Below are 23,602 nucleotides of genomic sequence, written 5' to 3'. Positions count from 1 at the left end.
TAACCACTTTCCACATGAAAAATTGGATCCTCCCCGCACTGGGGTCTTTGTTGCTCGCCTCTTGTGGCGGACCTAAAGAGGCCGACACGGTCATGCTCGAAGAAATTGAAGTTGTAGAACCGCTAGTGGCACAGCGCCCTGTCTATCAGGCCGAGGTGACCAAGGAGTTCGACTTGATTCACACCAAACTCGACCTGAAATTCGATTGGGAAAACCAGCACGTCATTGGGCGCGCCTGGTTGGACGTGAAGCCTTGGTTTTACACCACGGACCACTTCAAAGTTGAGGCCAAGGGCTTTGACTTGTACAAGATTCAGCTGGCAGAAGACAGCGTGCTGACTGACTTAAGCTATACCTATGACTCTCTAGTCATCGACATCAACCTCGGAAAGGAATTCACGCGGGAGGATACGCTGACCATTTACATCGAGTACGTGGCTAAGCCAAATGAGTTGAACCGGATTGGCTCTGCCGCCATCGCTGGGGCTAAAGGACTCTACTTCATTGACCCGCTCGATGAAGACCCCAAAAAGCGCAGCCAAATTTGGACGCAGGGAGAAACAGAATCCAACAGCTGTTGGTTCCCAACGCTCGACAAACCTAATCAGAAAATGACCCAGGAGATCTTCCTGACGGTCAATAGCGAATACCGTACGCTTTCGAATGGACTCTTGGTCTACAGCGTGGAAAACAACGACGGCACGCGTCTGGACTATTGGAAACAGGACATTCCCCATGCGCCGTACTTGGTTATGTTGGGTATCGGGCCCTTTGAAAAAGTGGATGACGAGTGGCGCGATCTTGAAGTCAGCTACTACGTCGAAGAAGAGTACGAACCCTATGCGCGCACCATATTCGGTGAGACGCCGGATATGATCGAATTCTATAGCGAGCTCCTTGGTGTCGATTTCCCTTGGGATAAATACAGTCAGATCATTGTCCGCGACTACGTCTCTGGTGCTATGGAAAACACTTCGGCGACCATTCATGGAGATTTCGTGTATCAAGATGACCGCACCGTACTCGACCGCCCTCAGCACGATATCATTGCACATGAACTCTTTCACCAGTGGTTTGGCGATTTGGTCACCTGTGAAAGTTGGTCAAACCTTCCCTTGAACGAAAGTTTTGCGACCTATGGAGAGTACTTGTGGCGGGAGCATGCGTACGGAGTTGAAAGCGCGGACTACCACATCTGGGGCGATTTGAAGAGCTACATCAGTGAGTTCGAACGCGGTAAGCAGGTCGATATGATTCGCTTTGACTACAACGACAAGGAAGCCATGTTTGACAGCCACTCCTATGCTAAGGGAGGGCGCATTCTGCACATGCTCCGAAACTACTTGGGCGATGAGGCATTTTTCGAAGGTCTTGGGACCTATTTGCGCGACAACGCCTTCCAGCCAGCGGAAATCCACGATCTGCGTTTGGCCATGGAGAAGGTTACTGGAGAAGACTTGAATTGGTTCTTCAACCAATGGTTCTTGGCCTCGGGACATCCACAGCTTGAAGTGGAGTACGCCTACAGCGATTCTACAGGCGAGCAAATCGTTCGTGTGAAGCAGACCCAGGACTTGGAGAAGACCCCCTTGTACTACCTTCCGGTGGCCATCGATTTGCACTACGAAGATCAAATGCTCCGTCACGACGTGATCATTGATGAAGGGGAAGAAGAATTCCGATTTAAGAGCGCTAACAAACCAGTGCTGGTCAACTTCGATGGCGACCGCATGCTTTTGGCCCAGGTAACTGATAACCGTTCAATAGAAGATTTTCAGGCACTCTATGTACACGGGAATAAATTGATGGACCGAATCGATGCTCAGGCCGCCCTGTTGGCCTCGGGAGATACGGCGGTCGTCACCGAAACGGTATTGGCCTCTCTGGATGACGCGCATCCATACTTGAGGATTCAAGCCCTCCGCGGATTGAGCAACGCGGACTCCACCAAGGCGGCTTCATTGAAGCCGGTGGTTAAAGAAATGGCCTATGGCGATGAGCGATCATCCGTGCGAACAGCCGCCGTGGAGACCATGGCGAACCTCTATGCAGAAACGGACGAAGCGTTCTACATGAACCGCTTGCGCGATGACTCATACAGCGTAAATGCGGCTTCTCTACGAGGCTTGGCGGGGCACGATGCCGAATCTGCCCTCAACCAGGCCCGCAAGTTGGGGCCAGACGCCAAAACTGACTTGGTCAGCGCCTGCATGCGCGTAATTGCCGATCACGGTGATAAGAACGATGCGGAGTTTATGAAAACGCAAGCGGCCGAGGCCAGCGGCTTCGGTGCCATTAGCCTTCGCGGATTTTACGCGGACTACCTAGCCCGCCAAGAGGAAGGCGTGGTCGCGGACGGTTATCCGACCTTGACCAATGCTGCGCGTACGGCGAGCCCTTGGTATTTGCGATATACCGCGATGACCAACCTCGAGGAACTGCGCGACGGACTTAAAGAGCGCGGCGAAGAAGAAGGTGCTCCAGAATGGCTCGCTTCCATGGTGGAGCGTTTGGGCGTTGAAATGGCAGAAATCAAGGCGGCGGAAACCAATGCAACCTTGAAGAGCTATTGGGGACGTTAAGTGAGGGATTGCGCCTACGGCGCGATGATCAACCGTTCGTCTCGTACCACTGATCCACTTGAAGTACGGGCTGCTTGCCCGCTTCAACGGCCAATCGGTCGCAGCGCTCGTTTTGAGGATGGTCGTTGTGGCCTTTAATCCAGCGGAACTTGATTCGGTGCTTGGGGTAGATGCGTAGAAACCGTCTCCAAAGGTCTTCGTTTTTCTTACCCTTAAAGTCTTTCTTGACCCAGTTGAACACCCATCCTTTTTCCACGGCATCCACTACGTACTTGCTATCGCTCCACACCGTAACTTCACTGTTCGGAATCTTCAGGGTTTCAAGTCCAACGATAACCGCGAGCAATTCCATTCGGTTGTTGGTGGTTCGTCTGAACCCTTCCGACATCTCTTTACGGTGCTTTCCGGCTTCAAGCACAATGCCATAGCCTCCTGGACCGGGATTCCCGCTCGCTGCGCCATCGGTGTATAGATCAATCTTCATGGATGACTTTTTCGATGGTACTCGGGAAGTGGGCGTATTCCAATTCGTGAATGCGCGCGGCCAAGTCATCAGCCGTATCACCGGGCTCTACTGGGCAGGAGAATTGAGCAATCACGGCGCCTTCATCGTATTTTTCGTTGACAAAATGTATGGTAATGCCGGATTCTGAAGCGCCATCAGCCACTACCGCTCGGTGAACACGAGCCCCGTACATGCCCTTGCCTCCATAGGCCGGAAGAAGTGCAGGGTGAATATTGATGATCTTATCCTCGTAGCTCTCGACCAAATACGAGGGGACCAACCATAAAAAACCGGCTAAGATGAGGTAATCCGCTTCGTACTGACGCAAGAGTGGGAGCATGTGATCCGGATTCTGAAATTGCTCTTTATTGAAGACGTGCGCAGGGATACCTAAGCGATCTGCTCGTTCGAGAACCTTCGCATCAGCTTTATTCGAGAGGATGACCCGAACCTCGATATCGGTGTGGTTTTTAAAGTACCGCGCTATGTTTTCGGCATTAGATCCGGAGCCGCTAGCGAGTATGGCGAGTGCTGTAGACATGGTGTAAAATTCGCTTTTTTTGGAGAAAGAGAGACCAAGTTATCTAGACGGCTTATATTTGCGGAATATTTCTTTATTTGCATACTAACAGTCTAAACCTATAAAGACATGTCTGACATTGCATCACGCGTAAAAGCGATTATCGTTGACAAACTCGGAGTTGACGAAAATGAAGTAACTCCAGAAGCGAGCTTTACCAACGATTTGGGTGCTGATTCACTCGATACAGTTGAGTTGATCATGGAATTCGAGAAAGAATTCGACATCCAGATCCCAGACGATCAAGCAGAAAACATCGGTACTGTTGGCGAGGCCATCAAGTACATCGACGAAGCAAAATAAGCCTCCATTTTTATGGAATTAAAGCGAGTTGTGGTCACCGGAATGGGTGCGCTCACACCGATTGGAAATACCCTTGCTGAATATTGGGAAGGGTTATCCAACGGAAAGAGTGGCGCTGCACCTATTACCAAGTTTGACGCTTCCAAGTTCAAAACGCGCTTCGCCTGTGAGGTGAAGGATTTCGATCCCCTAGCGCATTTAGATCGCAAGGAGGCGCGCAAAATGGATCCCTTTACCCAGTATGCACTGGTAACGGCTGAAGAAGCCATGGCGGATTCAGGCTTGGATTTGGATGCCATTGATCATGATCGTGCCGGGGTGATTTGGGGTTCTGGTATTGGCGGGTTCTTGACCTTCAGCCAAGAGACAGAAAACTACTTCAAAGGAGATGGAACACCGCGTTTCAATCCTTTCTTTATCCCGAAAATGATCATTGATATCGCTGCCGGGCAAATTTCCATCAAATACGGTCTTCGCGGACCGAATTTCGCCACCGTTTCGGCGTGTGCGAGTTCTTCGAACGCGATTATCGACTCGTTCAACTACATCCGTTTGGGCAAGGCGGACATTATGGTTACCGGAGGATCAGAAGCGGCCGTGGTCGATTCTGGAATCGGTGGTTTTAATGCCATGCACGCCTTGAGCACACGCAACGACGACCCCGCAACGGCTTCACGTCCTTTTGACAAGGATCGTGACGGTTTTGTGTTGGGAGAAGGTGCGGGCGCTTTGATCTTGGAAGAATACGAGCACGCGAAAGCGCGCGGCGCCAAGATCTATGCAGAAGTAGCTGGAGGGGGAATGTCTGCAGATGCCCATCACTTGACGGCACCGCACCCAGAAGGGCTCGGCGCGAAAAATGTGATGCTTTCTGCACTCGAAGATGCTGGAATGACGCCTGAAGAAGTCGACTACGTCAACGTTCACGGAACCAGTACGCCCCTTGGCGATATTGCTGAAACCAAAGCCATCCAACAAGTCTTTGGTCCACACGCGTACACCTTGAACATCTCTTCAACCAAGAGTATGACCGGTCATTTGCTTGGAGCTGCCGGAGCAGTGGAAGCTATTGCCTCCGTTATGGCAATGCAACACGGCAAGGTGCCTCCGACCATTAACCACTTCACCGATGATCCGGATTTGGATAGCGAGTTGAATTTGACCTTCAACAAAGCCCAAGACCGCGAGATTCGTGCAGCACTGAGCAATACCTTCGGATTTGGAGGGCACAATGCCTCTGTTTTATTCAAAAAAGTAGACTGAGCGCATGAAGCTTTGGAACATATTTAAAAAGAATCCCCGTCTTGAAGAAGATGGGGTTTTTTTTGGTCAGCTCCAGAATGTGCTAGGCTTCGCTCCAAAAGACCTATCCCTTTACCGACAGGCCTTTTCCCACAGCTCGTATGTGCGCGGGAAAAGTGAGGACCACAATGAACGTATGGAATACTTGGGCGACGCCATCTTGGACGCCGTAGTATCCGATTACCTCTACCACAAGTACCCCGATGAAGACGAGGGTTTCTTAACCCAAAACCGATCCAAGATCGTCAGCAGGAAGAGCCTGAATTACTTTGCTCGTGAGCTTCATCTAGAACCCATGATCCTCGAGAAGCTCGACGAAAGTCAACGTTCGAGGCATCTTTTGGGCAATGTCATGGAAGCCTTGTTGGGCGCCATTTACTTGGACAAGGGTTATGATACGGTGAACCGGTTTATTCGCGAGCGCATGATTGCGCGCTTTGTGGATGAAGAAGAACTCCACGAGAGCATCTTAAGCTACCGAAGTGTGATTCATGAATGGGCGCAAAAGACGCGCGCAGAGCTCGATTTTCAGATGGAGGACGCCACTGGCCCAAGTCACGACAGAACGTACCGGAGCATCCTTAAAATCGACGGCAAATTGGTCAGTCGCGGATCGGGCTCGAGCAAAAAGTCAGCCAAGGAGCAGGCCGCTAGAGAGGCCATTGAGAAACTGGGGATACAGGTCTAATGGCTGCGGCGAAACTCACCCTAGAGCTCGACTACGATTTTGACTTCTATTTGTTGGGCATTCGCAGCGACCTTAGTGACTACCGCTTGGCCTATGGCTTAAACGGCCACTTGGAGATCCAACTGAAACGAAGCGAACACAACCTTGAATTGGAAGCCGGAAAAGGAGAATCTCCCATTGAGTTCACCATCTATGAATTTGAAGAACCCGAGATGGATCGGGATTGGTTCTTGGTTTCGAACCGGGGCAGTCAATTGATCCAAACCCAAGATCAAGGCCTGTTCTCGGGACAGGATGAAACGTACCGGACGGACTTTCTGCTCCCAGAACTCAAGACCTTTGACTACTTATTGGTGGTCCATGGCTTGCTCGGACATCAGCAAGAAGAGCGACTCCAGAAAATGGTCCGAGAGGTCACAGGGATTCAAGCCCAAAAGGACGTAGATCCCGAACATTTGAGGCATCGAGACCGCTTATTATTTCTCGACCAATAGGGCTTTATACTCGCCTAACGAAAGAGTGTGTCGAATTGGTTAATTTGGCCACCTTGAAAAAGATACAACCATGATTACAAAGTGCAAGGTCGTTGCCACATTGGGACCGGCTACATCGGACCGTGAGGTCATGCGCAATATGATATTAGCGGGCGTAAACGTGTTCCGCATCAATTTCTCCCACGCCAGCCATGAAGTGGCGAAGAAAAACGTGGATCAGATTCGTTCTTTGAATGAGGAGATGGGAACCAATGTTGCCGTTTTGGCCGACCTTCAGGGACCGAAGCTTCGCGTCGGAGTGGTCAAAGAAGGAACGGTTGTTAATCCAGGCGATGAATTGGTGATGACCACCAAGGAGACGGAAGGTGATGCGACCAAGGTATTCATGACTTATCAGAAGTTTCCCCAGGATGTAAAGCCCGGCGAGCGCATCTTGTTGGATGACGGAAAGCTCGTCTTTGAAACGGTTTCGACCAATGGAATCGATGAGGTTCGGGTCAAGGTGATTCAAGGTGGACCATTGAAGTCCAAGAAAGGGGTGAATCTTCCCAACACGGCGATATCCCTGCCTTGCCTTACCGAGAAAGATTTGGAGGATCTAGACTACGCCTTGGAACTCGACGTGGAATGGGTGGCGATTAGCTTCGTTCGCCAAGCTCAAGATGTTGTTGAGCTCAAGCAGATCATTGAGAACCACGGCAGCCACGCTAAGGTGATCTCGAAAATCGAGAAGCCAGGGGCCGTTGCCGATATTACGCGGATCATCAAAGAAACGGATGCCTTGATGGTTGCCCGTGGAGATTTGGGTGTAGAGATTCCCATGCAGGGTGTACCTCTGATTCAAAAAATGATCACCGAAAAGGCGCGTGCTCAAAGTAAGCCGGTCATCATTGCCACCCAGATGATGGAGAGCATGATCGACGGACTCACGCCGACGCGCGCTGAGGTAAATGACGTTGCGAACTCCGTACTGGACGGAGCGGACGCCATGATGCTTTCTGGAGAAACGTCTGTGGGGAAATACCCGGTAGACGTGATCAAGAATATGAAGAAGATCATCGCTCACGTGGAAGAGTCAAGCCAAATTGCTCGCGAAGAATACCCTCCCTTTGATCACAGCGATGAGCGCTATGTCAGCGACAGTATTTGCTACAACGCCAGCCGAATTGCGGATCAAATTGGCGCCAAGGCCGTCTTGACCAATACACATTCCGGCTATACGGCCTTCAAGATTTCGAGCCACCGACCGCGCACGAATATCTACGTCTTCACCCAGAACAGACGTATTTTGAATACCCTCAGTCTCTTGTGGGGTGTGCAAGGCTTCTACTACAATGAGTACCACAGTACCGATGAAACGTTTAAGGACATTAAAGGCATCATCGTCGACAAAGGACTCGCTAGAGAAGGAGACATGCTCATCAAGATTGCCAGTATGCCGATTGAAGACCGAGGGATGACCAACATGTTGAAAATTAGCACGGTATGATCGACGCTTTGAACATCGACTTGCTTTCAGAAGTCTGCATGACTCCTGGAGCTCCGGGATACGAATCGCGCATTCGGGACTTAGTCTTGCGTGAATTGGAAGGACATGCGGATGAAGTGCGCATCGACAATATGGGCAATGTAGTGGCCGTAAGAAAGGGCCGCGATAGCAGCAAAAAGTGGATGGTGACCGCTCACATGGATGAGATTGGTTTCATCGTGACCCATATTGACGATCGTGGCTTTGTGCGCTTTCACACCTTGGGCGGGTTCGACCCCAAGACGCTGACGGCACAGCGGGTCATTGTCCACGGACGCAAAGACCTGTTGGGTGTGATGGGCAGCAAGCCCATTCACGTCATGAGTCCAGAAGAGCGCAATAAAGTCACCAAAATCAAGGACCACTTCATCGACCTCGGATTACCTAAAGAAGAAGTGGAAAAGCACGTCCGTATTGGAGACACCATTACCCGTGAGCGCGACTTGGTGGAATTGGGAGATAATGTCTGCTGCAAATCCATCGACAACCGTGTGAGCGTCTACATGCTCCTGGAGACCATGAAAAACGTTCAGAACCCAGCGCATGACCTCTATGGAGTATTTACGGTCCAAGAAGAAGTAGGCCTTCGCGGGGCACATGTGAGCGCGCATGATGTAGAGCCTGATTTTGGGATCAACCTCGACACCACCGTCGCTTATGACTTACCGGGTGCAGGAGCTCACGAACGAATTACGTCGATGGGTGCCGGTGCCGGTGTGAAGGTCATGGATTCCGGAACCATTTGTGACTATCGGATGGTGGATTACTTGCGCGGACTCGCTGAGAAGCACGAAATCAACCATCAAATGGAAGTGCTTACCGCTGGCGGAACCGATACGGCAGGTGTTCAGCGCATGACTCCGGGCGGTTCGATTGCCGGTGCCATCAGCATTCCAACGCGTTACCTGCATCAAGTCATTGAGATGGCCAGCAAGCAGGATATATTGGACTCATTGAGCTTATTGAAGGTCGCTATTGAAGGCTTGGACGAATACGACTGGTCCTTCTGATGTGGTCTGAGGAAAATGATCAGCTCGTTCGCCACTTTACCTTCGGTGATTTTGTAGAGGCCTTAGCCTTCATCAACCGCGTGGGAGAACTGGCCGAGACCCATCACCACCATCCCGAAATCACCAACGTGTACAACCGAGTGACCCTCAAACTTTCCACGCACGACGCGGGAAACGTGGTAACCGAAAAGGACCGCGCCCTCGCCGCTGCAATTGACGCCCTCTAAAGTTTCAGTGCGAGCTGAAAATACTTATATTCGATAGACCTAAACCTATTTAGATGCATTTCGAAGAGGCAAAGCAGAAGTTTCTCCAGGCCTGGGGAGCTCTTGGATCCAGCTGGGGAGTACCCCGGACCATGAGTCAAATTCACGCCCTATTGTTGGTATCCCCAAGACCCCTTTCCACCGAAGAGATCATGGACGAGTTGAACATCAGTCGCGGTAACTGCAACATGAATGTTCGGGCCTTGATCGATTGGGGATTGGTTCAAAAGGAACTCAAGCCCGGGCAGCGCAAGGAATTCTTCGTGGCCGAAAAAGACATCTGGCAGGTCACCAAACAGGTAATGCAGGAGCGCCGGAAGCGCGAATTGGAGCCCTTGGCCCGCATCTTAGACCAAGTGTCGGAATACGAAGGCGGCGAGGCCCACGAGACCGAGGAATTTGATCAGCGCCTGAAAGAAATCAAGAAGATGAGTCAAAACGCCGATCGCCTCATGGATATGTTGGTCAAGGCGGATGAAAACTGGTTCACCGGATCCTTGTTGAAACTCGTGAAATAGAGAGAACGCCTACGGCGCGATGTCGCATCGGCCCGCCAGGGCCAACCCTTTCTTAGTAAACCCCTTCGGTAAACTGTTCCAGGAAGCGCACGTCGTTTTCGAAGAGCAATCGGATGTCTGGAATTTGGAACTGCTGCAAGGCAATGCGCTCGATTCCGATTCCAAAGGCAAATCCCGTGTAGACTTCTGGGTCGATGCCCACGTTTTTGAGAACGTTTGGATCCACCATTCCGCAGCCCATGATCTCGAGCCACCCTGTTCCCTTGGTCATGCGGTAGTCCACTTCGTTCTCCAGACCCCACCAAACATCCACTTCCGCGCTGGGCTCGGTAAAGGGGAAGTACGAGGGGCGAAGACGAATCTTGGTTTCCTCACCGAAGAACTCCTGAGCGAAGTACAACAAGGTCTGACGCAGGTCGGCAAAGCTCACGTCGCGATCGATGTAGAGGCCTTCAATCTGGTGGAAAATACAATGCGAACGCGCGCTAATGGCTTCGTTCCGAAATACGCGCCCCGGTGAAAGTACTCGAATGGGGGGCGTGTTTTTCTCCATGTGGCGCACCTGAACAGAGCTGGTGTGCGTGCGGAGTAGGTAGTCTGGATTGCGCATCACAAAGAAGGTATCCTGCATGTCTCGAGCAGGGTGTTCTTCGGTGAAGTTCAAGGCGCTAAAGTTGTGCCAGTCGTCTTCGATTTCCGGCCCATCGCTCAGTGTAAAGCCGATGCGCGAGAAGATTTCGATGATGCGGTTCTTGACCAAGGAGACCGGATGCCGAGCCCCGAGGGCCACTGGTTCCGCCGAACGCGTGAGGTCCAAACCCGATGCGGCGCTCGATGTATCGCTGGCCAGACCGGATTTTAGCTCCTCAATTTTGTCCAGAGCCTGGGTCTTCAGTTCGTTGAGGCGCTGCCCAAATTCCTTGCGCTGCTCAGGCGCCACTTCCTTAAAAGCGGCGAAGAGTTCGTTCATCACGCCCTTCTTTCCGAGGAAGCGAATTCGGAAGCTCTCCAGTTCCTCCGCCGTACCGGCCGAAAAGGCCTGTACTTCTTCCAGTAGCTCCTGCACACGACTCAACATAATTGTTCGTTATTAATAAGTATATTTGGACGGCAATATTACTAAATTCGAGGCGACTATGAAAAGCGCAAAGGCGGCCTTCGCACTACTCGCAGTGGGCTTTTTCGGGATGATGATCATGACCAGCTCTTGTAAAAAAGACACCTTTTACAAGACCGATGTGATTGTTGTAATCCAAGATACCCTCGGAAATGAAACCCGCGTTCAGAATGCCTTCGTTCGCTTGTACGCTCCGTGTACAGACTGCACGGTCGACACCAACGCTTTGACCAACGGCAACGGCGTAGCTCAGTTCGAGTTCCCAGCTAAGATGGTTTTGAACATTGAAGTTCAGAAAGGAGACCTCACCGGTTCAGGTTTTGTCCAGTTGGAAGAAGGACAAACCGTTTCTGAAAAAGTGGCTATCCAATAAAGTCACCGCGCTCCTCGAAGTAGAGGACCAAAGCTTCCTTAACTAAGATATTTTGTTGCCCTGGCGAAAGCTGGGGCAATTTTTCTGTGGCCTTCCAGTGGGGCCAACCTTCCTCGTCCTCACCTTCGAACTCGTAATACCCGTATCGACTCAAAAGCTGGCACAAGCCAATGTGCATCAAGTCCACCTTTTCGTCCTTCTTAAATCTTCGGTAGCCCTGCCCCAATTCATTCACCCCCACCAAGAAAACAATGGCAGGCACATCCATTTCATCTCCATCTGCAAAGCGATCGCTCAGTTGCGCCACCAAGCGGTCCCATTTTTCCTTCAATTCTTCCACGGCTTAAAGGTACTATCCAGCCCCAAATAATCGTTACTTTCGGACCGTGGAAACGCTGGATATCATACTTCTTTTACCCTTGGTGTGGGGAGCCTATCGCGGCTTCCGCAATGGCTTCATCATTGAGCTTTGCACCTTGGCCGCTTTGATTCTCGGTATATGGGGCGCCATTCACTTCTCGGACTGGGTAGCGGAATACCTGGTTCAGAACATCGACATCGAGCGCAAGTACTTGCCCATGACCAGCTTTGCCATCACCTTTTTGGGGATTGTCATTGCCATCAACCTCCTCGCCAAGCTTCTGACCACCTTGTTGAAGGCCGTTGCCCTCAACGGCATTAACCGCTTGGTCGGATTGGCCTTCGGCGTCTTGAAATGGAGTTTTCTTTTGAGCGTACTGCTCTTTTTGTGGCGTCCGGTGCAAGAAGGAAGTTGGAATTGGCCCTCACGGGCCGATCGCGAAGCCAGCCTGCTTTATAAGCCCATGGCCAACCTAGCCCCAACCTTCTTCCCCTACTTGGAGGAATTGGATTGGCGCTCCTGGTGGGAACGCGAGTTCGATAAGGTGAAAGACGACGTGGACGACGTTCTTGAGGAGCTTTAGTCGTTCAAGACTGCCGCGATACCCGGAAGCTCTTTACCCTCCAGATATTCCAGCATAGCGCCTCCTCCGGTGCTGACGTAGCTGACGCGGTCGGCAAAACCAAACTGCTTAGCAGCCGCTACCGAATCTCCACCCCCAACAAGGCTGAAGGACCCCGCTTCGGTCGCTTGACAAATGGCCTCACCAACGGCAATGGTCCCTTGAGCAAATTTGTCCATTTCAAAAACGCCCATGGGACCGTTCCACAAAATAGTTGAAGCTCCTTTGATGACTTCACTGTAGTTCGCAATGGTTTTCGGGCCGATGTCCAGCCCCATCCAGCCGTCTGGAACTTCTGAAGACGAGGTCGTGGCCACCTGTGCCTCATTGCTGAACTGGTCTCCATTGACGCTGTCCACGGGCAGGTGAATGGTCACGTTGTGCTCAGCCGCGGCCGCTTCAATATGCTTGACCGTCGAAAAATGCTCTTCTTCCACCAGGGAGTTCCCGATTTGCCCACCGTTGGCTTTAGCAAAGGTGTAGCCTCATCCCCCGCCAACGATGATGGCGTCCACCTTGGGCAGGAGCTTTTCAATGATGGTAATCTTGCTGCTGACCTTTGCACCCCCTAGGATGGCTACGACCGGGTGCTCGTCGCTGTCCAGGACCTTCTGAACGTTTTCAATTTCTCCGGCCATGACGTAACCGAAGTATTTCTTTCCTGGAAAGAACTGGGCAATCACCGCCGTACTGGCGTGTGCTCGATGCGCCGTTCCAAAGGCGTCATTGACATAGATTTCGCCCAACTGGCTCAACTTCTTCGCAAACTCCACATCCCCAGCGGTTTCTTCTTTGTAGAAGCGCAGGTTCTCCAGAAGTAAGATCTGTCCCGGCTGCAGGCTGCTGCTTTGAGCCAAGGCGTCTTCACCGATGCAGTCGTCGGCGAACTGTACGGCAACGCCGATTTCGGCGCTCAAGTGATCCACCAAGTGACGTAAGCTAAAGGCGTCTTCTGGCCCGTTTTTAGGACGCCCCAAGTGAGACATCAGGACCACGCTTCCACCATCACTCAAGATCTTCTGAATGGTCGGCAAAGCGGCCTGGATTCGCGTATCATCAGTGATTTGAAATTGGTCGTTCAAAGGGACGTTGAAGTCCACACGGATCAAGGCGCGTTGGCCTTCAAAGTTGATGTCGTCAATGGTGCGCATAGGGCGAAATTTTGCTCAAAATTAAGATTCTCTTGGAATCCGGTGTAAAGTGGATGTAATCCTTAATTTCGCTACGTGTTATTCTCAGAAGTCATTGGCCAAGAAGAGATCAAAGCAAGGCTCATCAAGTCCGTTCAGGACGGTCGTGTAGCCCATGCACAACTCTTCACCGGACCTTCGGGTACCGGAAAGCTGCCCTTGGCTATTGCCTACGCTCAATACTTGAGCTGCACCAATCGCGGTGCTGCGGACAGCTGTGGGGAATGTCCCAGCTGCAAGAAATACGCGCGATTGGAACATCCGGACCTTCATTTTTCCTTTCCCTTTGCAGCCACTGCAAAGGTGAAAAAGCCCGTGTCTTCCGATTTCTTGGAAGATTGGCGAAGCTTTGTCCGCGAAGAACCCTACGGTTCTTTGTTTGACTGGCTATCCCGTTTAGGCATTGAGAACAAACAAGGACTGATCAATGTCGAAGAGGCGGGACACATCTTGAAGCGACTCCAACTCAAACCCTATGAGAGCGAGTTCAAAATCATGGTGATTTGGATGCCGGAACGCATGAATCTGAGCGCTGCAAACAAGCTCCTCAAAGTCATCGAAGAGCCTCCACAAAAAACCGTCTTCATTATGGCGACGGAAGATGAAGAGGCCCTGCTTGGTACCATACGATCTCGAACACAAGCCGTCCGCCTCAAACTGCTCAGCGAAGCCGAACAGCGCAGTGCCTTACGGCACGATGACGAACTCCTCGCTCAAAACGGCGCGGCATTCGTCGACTTCATCCGAAAGGCCTATTTGGCGCATCAAAAGACCGGTGATCTTGTGCTCTGGGTTGATGGAATGGCCGGTTGGGGCCGAGAACGTCTCAAGCAATTTTTGAGCTACACTTCACGTGTACTGCGCGATGCCCTTATGCTGAATTACGATCTATCGCGACTTCAACGCGAGGAGCTGCAGCAACCCGGATTTCAACTCGAGAAATTTGCCGGCTTTGTACACGGGGGCAACATCGCTGAAATTTTGGAGGAGCTCAACAAAGCGGAATACCACATCGAGCGCAATGCCAACGCCAAGATTGTCCTGCTCGACTTGGGCATCAAGCTCAACTCCCTTCTTCACCGCAAAGCGGCCGAATCGGAAGCGTAAACCTGAAAGCGGGCGTTTTCAAAGACCAAGACCAAGTCTTCGCGATGAGCCTGAACGTATCGTTCACTGGCGGGATCGGGTAATTCTGGAGCCAGGACTAGGTAATCAAACTCGCTGGACCAGTTTTTCTCCGGATGCTGGGCCATGCTCGTCCGGTTGGCGTAGAGACCCAGAACACGGGGTTTGGAGAAGGCGAAGACGGCGTCTTCGGGGGTGTTTTCCCGGACGTAACGGAAGAGCTGTCGAGCGGCAGTCGATTGGGGTCCTAGATGGTTTTCATCGGCCCGTAGGGCATGCTTCAAGTAGTTTTGATAGGGAAATCCAGCCAAGAGCAAGGCGACCAATGCGGCGCGGCGTGGATCCACGGGCTTTGGCAGGCGGATGGCCCTAAAACCGGTTAAGATGTAGTACAGCACCAGCGGGAAAATTGGTAAGAGGTAGCGGAAGCCTTGAGTCGTGTTTGGAAAGAGTAAGACCACGAGGACATATCCAATGGTGCTCCATTCCAAGACTCCGGGACGATCCATGAATCGCCAAAGGAGGCCAACAAAGAAGAAGGCGATCGCGAAGGCCCGGGTCATCAATGGGAAGAAGTCCAGTTCCACCCCTTCGGGAGTAAAGAAATCTTGGTAGATGGTGATGTAGTATTCGGAAGTCGTGTTCAAGGTCTCCCGAAATCCACTGGAGAGGAATAGGCTTAGGAAATGTTGATTCAGCTCTGTTGCGGCGGGGAAAAGGACCTGATCAAAGAGCAGATAAAACCCCAGGGTTGCGCCTAAAAGCAATCCGGAGGTGCGAAGATGATTTCGGCCCAGGTCGAGGAGCATGGCCAGCAGAAAAACAAAACCGATGTTGCGGTGCAAGACGGCGATGGCCAAGAAAAGGCTTACCCACAGGCCCAAAAGTGGCCGATTCCCTTCGGACAGAGCCCGCTTGAGTCGGAGGTATAAGAGTAGGGCTGTGAGGCTGAACAAGGCAAAGGGAATATCGGACAGTACCTCATCCTTGAACCGAATGGTTACTGGGTTGTAGAGAAAAAGCAGAACTCCTAGCCCGGATTCAGCCCAGGTGAAATGGGGTCGAAGAAGCCGGTAGGTGAGTAGCCCAAGGCCCAGCAGTAGGGCGGTCATGAAGTACTGGTAGGCCCACATGTTGTTTCCCCAGATGGAGCTAATGGGTTTGAGCAAAAGGGGAAAACCGATAGGATAGGTGGGCGGTGCCAATTGCGGATAGTCAGGATTGTAGAGGTAGTTGGACGACGCACCTGAGAGGTCCATACTCTGCGCGATGTATTGGGCAAAGTCACCACCCCAATCGTGCGTTCCGTTGAGGTTCAACCAGAAAAGGGGAACCAATATAGCGGTCAACACGAGGTACTCAAAAATACGCGGACGAGCGGCCGAAGTCATACCGGCAATTTGCGAAAATACTTCAAGAGTTCACCTTCTTCCTCCAATTCGAATCCTAGACCTTCGAAGAGGCGAATGGACGGGTGGTTGGCCGGCAGAATCCAGGCGGTGGCTCTGGATTTTTGGAGCTCCTGTTGGGCAAAAGCCATGACGTGCAACAAACATTCTTTGGCCAGGCCTTTACCTTGATGGGCTTTCGCTAAGGTGCAGCCTAAGGTGATGTTCGTCTCTGCGCCTTCGGGAAAGTTCATGCCGATGTCCCCAATGATCTCTCCGTTGAGCTCAATGACCAGCTGAAACCAAGTCCCCGGAGTGTTGATTTCGGGAGGGCGCTTGCCTATCCAAGTATCCACATCTTCCAATGTGTCGGGAATCCACCCCTGATAGCGATTGGTTTCCCGGTCACCGCGATAGGCAAAAACTTCCTCGCGATCGGCCAGGGTCATGGGGCGCAGCTGACATCGTTCCGTATGAAGGGGCCAGGTCATGGGCCAAAGATAAGTCCTTCTTATCCGTTCAGCATGCGTTCGAGCTGATCATAAGCGGATTCTGCGGCACCATGCGCTGTAGAGGAATTGTCTTTGTTGACGGCTTCGCCGGCGAGGTAGATGTGGTCGCCAATGGGCGCGGCCAGGGCGTCTATGGTGTCGTTGAAGTTGTTGTCGTACCCATAGCTGTACGCGCCTCGAATGTAGGGCTCAGCCGACCAGTTTTGAATGACGTGGTTGAGGTAGTGCTCACTGGCCTGGCCGTCGAACATCTCGTCGAGTTCGGCCAGCACGGCGTCAATAATGGCTTGGTCCGATCCGAGCTGGGTGAAGGCTCCCGCCGGTTCATTGACAGAAAAGAGACCCAGAATATTCCGGTTGGAGTTTTTTCTAAAGGCCGCGTCGTAATAGACCTTTTCGTCATTGGAGAGGGCTTCCCAGACACTTCCAACCATGAGTAAATCCGGATAAAATCGCTCTTGGAATTCAATGAAGACCTTGAGGCCATCGCCCATGAAAATACTGTCGATGGCATCTCGAGTTGCTGTGGGCATGGCGGGTATAAAGGTCGGTGGAGCGTCTTGTAGCACTTTGATGGGAATGGTCACAAGGGCTTTGTCTCCGGTGTAGGTCTGGCCATTATCGTCGGTGATCACCACGGAACCGCCACTTTGATCGATTTTGGCCACCGGGGCGTTGAACACCGTTTTGGCCTCGATCAGAGGAATCATGTAGCGCTCAAAAAACCCGTACCAGGTGGTTCTTTTGAATTTCCACTCGCTGTAGAAATTGCTGGCGAAATTGCGGTCCTTGATTTCTCCGTCTTTGTACAGCTGAATGGTCTGAGGATTGTAGGTGATGTACTCGATGGACCCCCCAGCATCTCCATCTTGTAGAATATCAGACAGCACCGTTGGCGAAGTGTGAATCCACTCTGCGCCGAGGTCAATAGGGAAATCGGCCAAGCTCGTGTCTCGCTTTAAACGGCCTCCGAATCGGCCCGAAGCCTCAATGAGCTCATACTCCACCCCGGCCCGTTGCAGCAAATAAGCAGCGGTCATCCCTGCGGCTCCGGCCCCGACAATCAGGACCTTCCCATTAAAGGCGGTTTGGAAAGGAGATACTTCCAAAGAACTGCCCGTGCAGCTCATCAGCCAAGAAGGAAGTATCGGTGCGGCGAGGCTGATCAGCCCCATTTTCTTCAAAAACTCTTCTCTTGTCATTCTTCGTTCTTTTCGAGTTTCCAGGACAATCCAAATTCCAATCCAAACCAGGATTCATTGCGACTGCTAAAATTGAGTTGTTGACCGTACCAGCCGCGCAAGTGCCAGCCCACTCGATTTTTAGGGTGAAAGCCCCATTCAATGGCGGTGTAGGGAATCGCAGAAAAGGCATTGGTCGTTTGATACTCGAGTTCGCCCGTTCCAATATTGACTTCGCCTCCTTCCCTGGTGAAGGTCGTGGCAAAATTCCATCCCAGACCTCCCATCCAATAACTGCGCTTATCCGTCTTTCCCAGGCGGTAGTCGGCTTCGATCCCGAGGTACAACACCTGCTGAACCTGCGGTTGCCAGCTGTATCCGAGTTGCGGACTCACCAAGAAGTCCCGTTGGAAGCTGCGCCCCTGGTCATTGGTCTGGATTTCGCGGTGCAAACGGTGTAAGGTGGAAACACGCGTTCCGACATGGATCGCGTAGGGAGCCGAATAGGCGAATCGGACACTTTCGAGTTCTTGAGCGGAACTCATCAAAGCCAAGGCCATTGCGGAGAGGAGGAGCATTCGTTTCATGCTACCTCAAGATAAGCAGTTTGGTCAAGATTCGACGAAACGCTAGCTTTATCCTTCAAACGAAGGAGATCACCATGGGATGTAGAAGTTGTTCGACTGGGGGTGGGCTTCCTGCGGGATGTAAAAATAACGGAACGTGCAGTTCTGGTGGGTGCACCAAGCTGTCGGTATACGATTGGCTGGCGAATATGGAAGCGCCGGCGCAGCAAAAGCGCTTTGATTGTGTTGAAGTGCGCTTCAAGAACGGCCGAAAGGACTACTTCCGAAACGTCAATGATTTGCCCTTGCAAATGGGGGATGTCATAGCGGTGGAAAGCAGTCCGGGCCATGATATCGGGAATGTCTCTCTCACGGGAGAGTTGGTCCGACTCCAAATGCGCAAGCGCAAGATCGATCACGAGTCTCACGAAATCCGCAAAGTTTACCGCAAGGCCGCTCAGTCTGATATAGATAAATGGCGCCGCGCCCAGGAGCGCGAAGTGCCCACCATGTTTAAGGCTCGGGAGATTGCCAAGAGCCTACGGCTCGATATGAAAATATCGGACGTTGAATTTCAAGGCGATAATGCCAAGGCCACGTTTTACTACACCGCCGATGGCCGCGTCGATTTTCGACAGCTCATTAAAGATTTAGCCCGCGAATTCAGCGTACGCATTGAGATGCGCCAGATTGGAGCACGACAAGAAGCGGCCCGATTGGGTGGAATAGGCTCCTGTGGACGGGAATTGTGCTGCACCACGTGGCTGACGGATTTCCGGTCTGTTAATACCGCAGCGGCACGCTACCAACAATTGGCCTTGAATCCCCAAAAGCTTGCTGGCCAGTGCGGAAAACTCAAGTGCTGCTTGAACTACGAGCTGGACGCCTACCTCGAAGAAATCAAGGGTTTTCCGGATACCGGGGTACGCCTCAAGACCGAGAAAGGGGAAGCGCGCTTTGTCAAAATGGACATTTTCAAAGGGAAAATGTGGTACTGTTATACCGGAGAGTTCAGCGCTTTTGTTGAGTTGGACCGCCGTTCGGTACACGACATCATCGGCTTGAACAAGTCGGGAAAGAATCCGAGCTGTTTGGAAGACTTCTGCGAAGAAAAAGAGGAAGCTAAGAGACTCGATTTCGAGAATGTGGTGGGTCAAGAAGACGTGAGTCGTTTTGACAAAAAAGGGCCTCAATCGCGTAATAAGCGCAAGAAAAGACGTAAAAAACCCGCAAATCGGGCCGAAAATGGCAAGAAATAGGCTTTTTCTTTTTTTGACCGCTGTGCTGATCTGGGGGAGCTCATGTGATCGGTCTCGGGTGTATGAGAGCTATCGTGCCGTAGGCACAGAAGGCTGGCATTTAGACAGTACCATGACCTTTCCACTAGAACTGGAGCAAGGGGCAGCGACCTTCGACGGATACTTGGCATTGCGCGTTAACACCAGCTATCCCTATCAAAACCTGTACATCTTTGTCGACCAGCGTTTCGATGATGGGTCTAGCCGTCTCGATACGGTCAACTTCCGAATGGCCGCGCCCAATGGGAAGCTGCTGGGGAAAGGTTCCGGTGCGGTTAAGGAGTTTCGTTTACCCGTCTTCAAAGACAATGACCTTCCCCGCCCCGGGAATTATGAAATTCGCTTCACTCATGGGATGCGCGATACACAATTGGTGGGCATTGAGGACGTTGGATTTAGGTTAGCTTTGCATAACGAAGATTCCTAAGTGTATGGCCGAGTCAAAAGGGAGTAGGCGCAAGCTTCTCAGATGGTTCTGGATTTTGGCGATTTCGCCGATCGTTTTGGTTACCCTGATCATGTTTATGACCAGTTGGGGGTGGTTTGGACCATTGCCCACGGTCGAGGAGTTGGAAAACCCCAAGAACTACTTGGCGAGCGAAATCATCTCTTCAGACGGAGAGGTCATTGGGAAGTACTTTTTGGAAAACCGCACCCATGTTCGCTATGAAGAGCTTTCTCCTTATCTGCCTCAGGCACTCATCGCCACCGAGGATGAGCGTTATCTCAGCCACAGCGGAATTGACTTTCGGGGGCTCGCAAGGGCTGTTGCTAAGTTGGGTCAATCCGGAGGAGCGAGTACCATTACACAGCAGTTGGCCAAGATGCTCTTTACGGAGGATGTAGCCAGCAGTCAATTTACGCGGGTCTTTCAAAAATTTAAGGAGTGGATCATCGCCGTAGAGCTGGAGCGAAGGTACACGAAGGAGGAAATCATGGTCATGTATTTGAACCGCTACGACTTCCTCAATCTGGCCGTCGGAATTGAATCGGCTGCGCAGATCTACTTCAACACTTCAGTAGACAGCTTGGATGTTATTGAGTCGGCCACCTTGGTGGGGATGCTTCAAAACTCCTCATTTTACAATCCGCGACGTTGGCCTGAACGTGTAGAAAAACGGCGCAATACGGTTTTGGGCCAAATGGTTCGCAATGAATTCTTGTCGCGTGAAGAGGCCGATAGCTTGATGGCCATTCCATTGGAGTTGGACTACCAACGCGCTGGACACAATGCGGGATTGGCCCCCTATTTCCGAGAGTACTTGAGGGCCTTCATGCGCGACTGGATCAAGAAAAACCCCAAACCCGATGGAACGCCGTACAATCTGTACACAGACGGGCTAAAGATTTACACCACACTGGATTCGCGGATGCAGCAGTATGCGGAGGAGTCCATGCGCGCGCACATGAGCAACCTCCAACGCGTGTTCTATAAGCACTGGGAAGGAAGGACGAATGCACCTTTCCAGGACTTGAGCTCGGCGGATATTGACCGTTTGATGCGTCAAGCGATGCGCCGTTCAGAGCGGTACCGCATAGCCCGAAAGAACGAGCTTCCCGCAGACAGCATCGAGCTGCAGTTCAATACGCCCCGCGAAATGAGGGTGTTTTCTTGGGAGGGAAACATCGATACAGTCATGACGCCGATGGACTCCATCGCCTACTACAAGTGGTTCCTCCAAATGGGGATGTTGAGTATGGATCCTACAACGGGCTTCATCAAAGCTTGGGTTGGAGGGATTGATCACGATCATTTCAAATACGACCACGTCAAGTTGGGTAAGCGTCAGGTGGGATCCACCTTTAAGCCCTTCGTTTACGTGACCGCCATTGATCAGAAGAAGTACAGTCCCTGCTACAAGGTGCCCAATGTTCCGGTGCGCTTTGAGAAAGAGGAATGGGGCTTGCTCAAGGATTGGCAACCAAAGAATTCAGATGATGAATACGGAGGTGAACTTTCCTTGAAGCAAGGATTGGCGGAATCCGTGAATACGGTCACCGCCTATTTGATGAAGCAGGTGGGACCGAAGCCCGTCATCGAGATGGCGCGTAACCTGGGGGTTGAAGGAGAAATTCCTGAGCAACCTGCCATCTGCTTGGGAACACCCGATTTGAGTCTGTACGAAATGGTCGGTGCTTATGGAACTTTTGCCAACAGCGGAATTTACACAGAGCCCACAGCTATCCTGCGCATTGAGGACAAGTACGGTGTCGTACTGGCCGAGTTTAATCCCATGACTCGTGAAGTAATGAGTGCTGAGACCGCCTACACTTCCGTGAATTTATTGCAAGGAGTTACTGAATACGGAACAGGGGTTCGCTTGCGGACTAAGTACGGGAATTACAGCTATATCAACGATGTGGTGACCGGCTACCCCTATGGTTTTGAAAACCCGATTGCGGGAAAGACGGGGACCACACAAAACCACAGCGACGGTTGGTTTATGGGCATGGTTCCTAACCTTGTGACCGGGGTTTGGGTCGGTGCAGAAGACCGCGGAGCACACTTTCGGAGCATTGCCTACGGGCAAGGTGCGACCATGGCCCTCCCCATTTGGGCGATGTATATGAAGAAATGTTATGAGGATGCGGGTCTTGATGTATCGAAAGAGGACTTCCCCGTTCCTGAGGCAGGTGTTGGGATTCAGCTGGACTGCGATGTCTACGACCAGCAGCAGAAGACCAATAATGTTAACTTTGATGAAATCGAGTTTTAATGATTAGAAAAGTAGTCTCCGGCCCACAGGAAGCCATCGAAGGGGTTCACGACGGAATGACCCTTATGCTCGGTGGATTTGGCCTTTGCGGGATTCCCGAGAATTGCATTGCGGCTTTGCGCGATGCGGGAATCACAGACCTCACGTGCATCTCGAACAACGCGGGGGTGGACGACTTTGGCCTGGGTCTCTTGCTTCAGAAGAAGCAAATCAAAAAAATGATCAGCTCCTACGTAGGGGAGAACGCACTTTTTGAGCAGCAAATGCTCAGCGGTGAACTGGAAGTGGATTTGATCCCTCAGGGTTCGCTCGCGGAACGATGCCGCGCGGGTGGCGCCGGAATTCCGGCCTTTTTTACTCCTGCTGGATATGGAACGGAAGTGGGTGAAGGCAAGGAAGTGCGCATCTTCAACGGTAAACCCCATATTCTCGAATCTGCCTTGACCGCTGAATTTGCCTTTGTCAAGGCCTGGAAAGGAGACGAGGCGGGTAACCTCATTTACAAGGGCACGGCCCGAAACTTCAATCCACCCATGGCCATGGCCGGAAAGATCACCGTAGCCGAGGTGGAAGAACTGGTGCCTGCTGGAGAACTCGACCCCAATCAGATTCATACCCCTGGAATTTTTGTCCAGCGGATTTTCCAAGGAGCCTCCTACGAGAAGCGTATTGAACAACGAACCGTCCGCCCAAAAGCTTAAACCATGTTAGACAAACACGGAATTGCCAAGCGCATCGCACAGGAACTAGAGGACGGTTACTACGTCAATCTAGGCATCGGTATCCCCACCTTGGTGGCCAACTACGTCGCCGAGGACATCAACGTTGAATTTCAGTCCGAGAACGGCATCCTGGGCATGGGTCCATTCCCTTTTGAGGGAGATGAAGACCCCGATTTGATCAATGCCGGTAAACAGACCATCACCGCCAAGAAGGGAGCGGTTTATTTCGACTCCGCCACGAGTTTTGCCATGATCCGCGGACAGCATGTGCAGTTGACCGTACTGGGCGCCATGGAGGTGGCCCAAAACGGAGATATTGCCAACTGGAAGATTCCCGGGAAAATGGTCAAAGGAATGGGCGGTGCTATGGACTTGGTTGCGAGTGCAGAAAACATCGTAGTGGCGATGATGCACACCAACAAAGCGGGCGTCAGTAAACTGCTCAGCCAATGCACGCTGCCCATCACGGGTGTTCAATGCGTGAAGCGCGTGGTAACCAATTTAGCCGTCCTGGATATTGACGAGCGCGGATTTGTTCTTCGCGAACGGGCACCGGGCGTTTCGGTCGAAGAAATTCAAGCCGCAACCGAAGGAACGCTGGTGATCGAGGGCGACGTCCCTGAAATGCAGCTCGACTAAAACCCCTATTTTTGT

General features: G+C 51.8%; 25 protein-coding genes and 1 pseudogene. 17 read left to right on the top strand and 9 right to left on the bottom strand.

The genetic code is table 11. From position 1 onward, the window contains the following. The first annotated feature begins 14 nt into the window (after positions 1-14). Positions 15-2,582 (top strand): hypothetical protein, encoded by a 2,568-nt coding sequence (locus HZ996_02960; protein ID QTN38141.1) that lies wholly within the window; start codon positions 15-17, stop codon positions 2,580-2,582. 28 nt (positions 2,583-2,610) lie between these two features. On the opposite strand, the gene rnhA is transcribed toward HZ996_02960, so the two are convergent. Together rnhA and purN are read right to left on the bottom strand one after the other, a co-directional pair. Beyond that, positions 2,611-3,066 (bottom strand): ribonuclease HI, encoded by a 456-nt coding sequence (gene rnhA, locus HZ996_02955; GenBank protein QTN38140.1) that lies wholly within the window; start codon positions 3,064-3,066, stop codon positions 2,611-2,613. Continuing rightward, the gene (gene purN / locus HZ996_02950; protein QTN38139.1) at positions 3,056-3,628 is read right to left on the bottom strand and encodes a phosphoribosylglycinamide formyltransferase; all 573 of its coding nucleotides are present in this window, start codon (positions 3,626-3,628) and stop codon (positions 3,056-3,058) included. Before purN ends, rnhA begins: the two co-directional genes overlap by 11 nt. 108 nt (positions 3,629-3,736) lie before the next feature. On the opposite strand from purN, the gene HZ996_02945 reads away from it, so the two are divergent. From HZ996_02945 to HZ996_02910, 8 genes are all read left to right on the top strand, one after another. After that, entirely contained in the window at positions 3,737-3,970 is a 234-nt protein-coding gene (locus HZ996_02945) for an acyl carrier protein (GenBank protein QTN38138.1), read from the top strand. Between the two features lie 12 nt (positions 3,971-3,982). After that, positions 3,983-5,233 carry a beta-ketoacyl-ACP synthase II gene (fabF, locus tag HZ996_02940; GenBank protein ID QTN38137.1) on the top strand — a complete coding sequence of 417 codons (1,251 nt, stop codon included), beginning with the start codon at positions 3,983-3,985 and terminating at the stop codon, positions 5,231-5,233. A gap of 4 nt (positions 5,234-5,237) precedes the next feature. Beyond that, on the top strand, positions 5,238-5,960 hold the full coding sequence (gene rnc / locus HZ996_02935; GenBank protein ID QTN38136.1) for a ribonuclease III: 723 nt from the start codon (positions 5,238-5,240) through the stop codon (positions 5,958-5,960). Continuing rightward, positions 5,960-6,454: an IPExxxVDY family protein gene (locus HZ996_02930; protein ID QTN38135.1), complete on the top strand. Its 495-nt coding sequence runs from the start codon at positions 5,960-5,962 to the stop codon at positions 6,452-6,454. The genes rnc and HZ996_02930 overlap by 1 nt, the downstream gene beginning before the upstream one ends. Positions 6,455-6,524: 70 nt before the next feature. Then, the gene (gene pyk / locus HZ996_02925; protein ID QTN38134.1) at positions 6,525-7,943 is read left to right on the top strand and encodes a pyruvate kinase; all 1,419 of its coding nucleotides are present in this window, start codon (positions 6,525-6,527) and stop codon (positions 7,941-7,943) included. Continuing rightward, positions 7,940-8,992: a M42 family metallopeptidase gene (locus HZ996_02920; GenBank protein QTN38133.1), complete on the top strand. Its 1,053-nt coding sequence runs from the start codon at positions 7,940-7,942 to the stop codon at positions 8,990-8,992. The genes pyk and HZ996_02920 overlap by 4 nt, the downstream gene beginning before the upstream one ends. Continuing rightward, positions 8,992-9,219 (top strand): 4a-hydroxytetrahydrobiopterin dehydratase, encoded by a 228-nt coding sequence (locus tag HZ996_02915; GenBank protein QTN38132.1) that lies wholly within the window; start codon positions 8,992-8,994, stop codon positions 9,217-9,219. The genes HZ996_02920 and HZ996_02915 overlap by 1 nt, the downstream gene beginning before the upstream one ends. Before the next feature lie 53 nt (positions 9,220-9,272). Continuing rightward, positions 9,273-9,776: a transcriptional regulator gene (locus tag HZ996_02910; GenBank protein ID QTN38131.1), complete on the top strand. Its 504-nt coding sequence runs from the start codon at positions 9,273-9,275 to the stop codon at positions 9,774-9,776. A gap of 52 nt (positions 9,777-9,828) precedes the next feature. Here HZ996_02910 and pheS read toward each other — a convergent pair whose 3' ends face one another. After that, positions 9,829-10,854 carry a phenylalanine--tRNA ligase subunit alpha gene (pheS, locus tag HZ996_02905; protein ID QTN38130.1) on the bottom strand — a complete coding sequence of 342 codons (1,026 nt, stop codon included), beginning with the start codon at positions 10,852-10,854 and terminating at the stop codon, positions 9,829-9,831. Positions 10,855-10,912: 58 nt separating this feature from the next. On the opposite strand from pheS, the gene HZ996_02900 reads away from it, so the two are divergent. Next, positions 10,913-11,266: a hypothetical protein gene (locus HZ996_02900; GenBank protein ID QTN38129.1), complete on the top strand. Its 354-nt coding sequence runs from the start codon at positions 10,913-10,915 to the stop codon at positions 11,264-11,266. On the opposite strand, the gene HZ996_02895 is transcribed toward HZ996_02900, so the two are convergent. Next, positions 11,256-11,606 (bottom strand): hypothetical protein, encoded by a 351-nt coding sequence (locus HZ996_02895; GenBank protein QTN38128.1) that lies wholly within the window; start codon positions 11,604-11,606, stop codon positions 11,256-11,258. The genes HZ996_02900 and HZ996_02895 overlap by 11 nt on opposite strands. Before the next feature lie 46 nt (positions 11,607-11,652). Here HZ996_02895 and HZ996_02890 point away from each other — a divergent pair, with 46 nt between their 5' ends. Then, the gene (locus HZ996_02890; GenBank protein QTN38127.1) at positions 11,653-12,210 is read left to right on the top strand and encodes a CvpA family protein; all 558 of its coding nucleotides are present in this window, start codon (positions 11,653-11,655) and stop codon (positions 12,208-12,210) included. Here the strand turns inward: HZ996_02890 and HZ996_02885 are convergent. Further along, positions 12,207-13,400, bottom strand: a pseudogene (locus tag HZ996_02885) (phosphoglycerate kinase). The gene HZ996_02890 and the pseudogene HZ996_02885 overlap by 4 nt on opposite strands. A 75-nt stretch (positions 13,401-13,475) precedes the next feature. Here HZ996_02885 and HZ996_02880 point away from each other — a divergent pair. Next, positions 13,476-14,546 carry a DNA polymerase III subunit delta' gene (locus HZ996_02880; GenBank protein QTN38126.1) on the top strand — a complete coding sequence of 357 codons (1,071 nt, stop codon included), beginning with the start codon at positions 13,476-13,478 and terminating at the stop codon, positions 14,544-14,546. Here the strand turns inward: HZ996_02880 and HZ996_02875 are convergent. From HZ996_02875 to HZ996_02860, 4 genes are read right to left on the bottom strand one after another with little or no spacing between them, the layout of a single operon-like run. After that, positions 14,516-15,955 carry a hypothetical protein gene (locus HZ996_02875; protein ID QTN38125.1) on the bottom strand — a complete coding sequence of 480 codons (1,440 nt, stop codon included), beginning with the start codon at positions 15,953-15,955 and terminating at the stop codon, positions 14,516-14,518. The two genes, HZ996_02880 and HZ996_02875, sit on opposite strands and share 31 nt — an antisense overlap. Further along, on the bottom strand, positions 15,952-16,443 hold the full coding sequence (locus HZ996_02870; protein ID QTN38124.1) for a GNAT family N-acetyltransferase: 492 nt from the start codon (positions 16,441-16,443) through the stop codon (positions 15,952-15,954). The genes HZ996_02875 and HZ996_02870 overlap by 4 nt, the downstream gene beginning before the upstream one ends. Positions 16,444-16,463: 20 nt before the next feature. Further along, positions 16,464-17,666 carry an FAD-dependent oxidoreductase gene (locus tag HZ996_02865; GenBank protein QTN38123.1) on the bottom strand — a complete coding sequence of 401 codons (1,203 nt, stop codon included), beginning with the start codon at positions 17,664-17,666 and terminating at the stop codon, positions 16,464-16,466. Beyond that, positions 17,663-18,232: a hypothetical protein gene (locus tag HZ996_02860; GenBank protein ID QTN38122.1), complete on the bottom strand. Its 570-nt coding sequence runs from the start codon at positions 18,230-18,232 to the stop codon at positions 17,663-17,665. Before HZ996_02860 ends, HZ996_02865 begins: the two co-directional genes overlap by 4 nt. A 74-nt stretch (positions 18,233-18,306) precedes the next feature. Here HZ996_02860 and HZ996_02855 point away from each other — a divergent pair, with 74 nt between their 5' ends. The 5 genes from HZ996_02855 to HZ996_02835 are packed head-to-tail and all read left to right on the top strand — an operon-like array spanning position 18,307 to position 23,587. Then, complete coding sequence (locus HZ996_02855; protein ID QTN39990.1) at positions 18,307-19,470, top strand: hypothetical protein; 1,164 nt, start codon at positions 18,307-18,309, stop codon at positions 19,468-19,470. Continuing rightward, the gene (locus HZ996_02850) at positions 19,457-19,936 is read left to right on the top strand and encodes a gliding motility lipoprotein GldH (GenBank protein ID QTN38121.1); all 480 of its coding nucleotides are present in this window, start codon (positions 19,457-19,459) and stop codon (positions 19,934-19,936) included. Before HZ996_02855 ends, HZ996_02850 begins: the two co-directional genes overlap by 14 nt. 4 nt (positions 19,937-19,940) lie before the next feature. After that, positions 19,941-22,226: a transglycosylase domain-containing protein gene (locus HZ996_02845; protein ID QTN38120.1), complete on the top strand. Its 2,286-nt coding sequence runs from the start codon at positions 19,941-19,943 to the stop codon at positions 22,224-22,226. Continuing rightward, positions 22,226-22,927, top strand: a complete 702-nt coding sequence (locus tag HZ996_02840; GenBank protein QTN38119.1) for a CoA transferase subunit A — start codon at positions 22,226-22,228, stop codon at positions 22,925-22,927. Before HZ996_02845 ends, HZ996_02840 begins: the two co-directional genes overlap by 1 nt. A 3-nt stretch (positions 22,928-22,930) precedes the next feature. Beyond that, on the top strand, positions 22,931-23,587 hold the full coding sequence (locus HZ996_02835) for a CoA transferase subunit B (GenBank protein ID QTN38118.1): 657 nt from the start codon (positions 22,931-22,933) through the stop codon (positions 23,585-23,587). The last annotated feature ends 15 nt before the right edge of the window (positions 23,588-23,602 follow it).

Source organism: Cryomorphaceae bacterium (genome assembly GCA_017798125.1).
Taxonomy (GTDB): domain Bacteria; phylum Bacteroidota; class Bacteroidia; order Flavobacteriales; family ECT2AJA-044; genus ECT2AJA-044.
The sequence above is the reverse complement of the archived record's forward strand: the minus strand, read 5'-3'. Positions and strand labels throughout refer to the sequence as shown.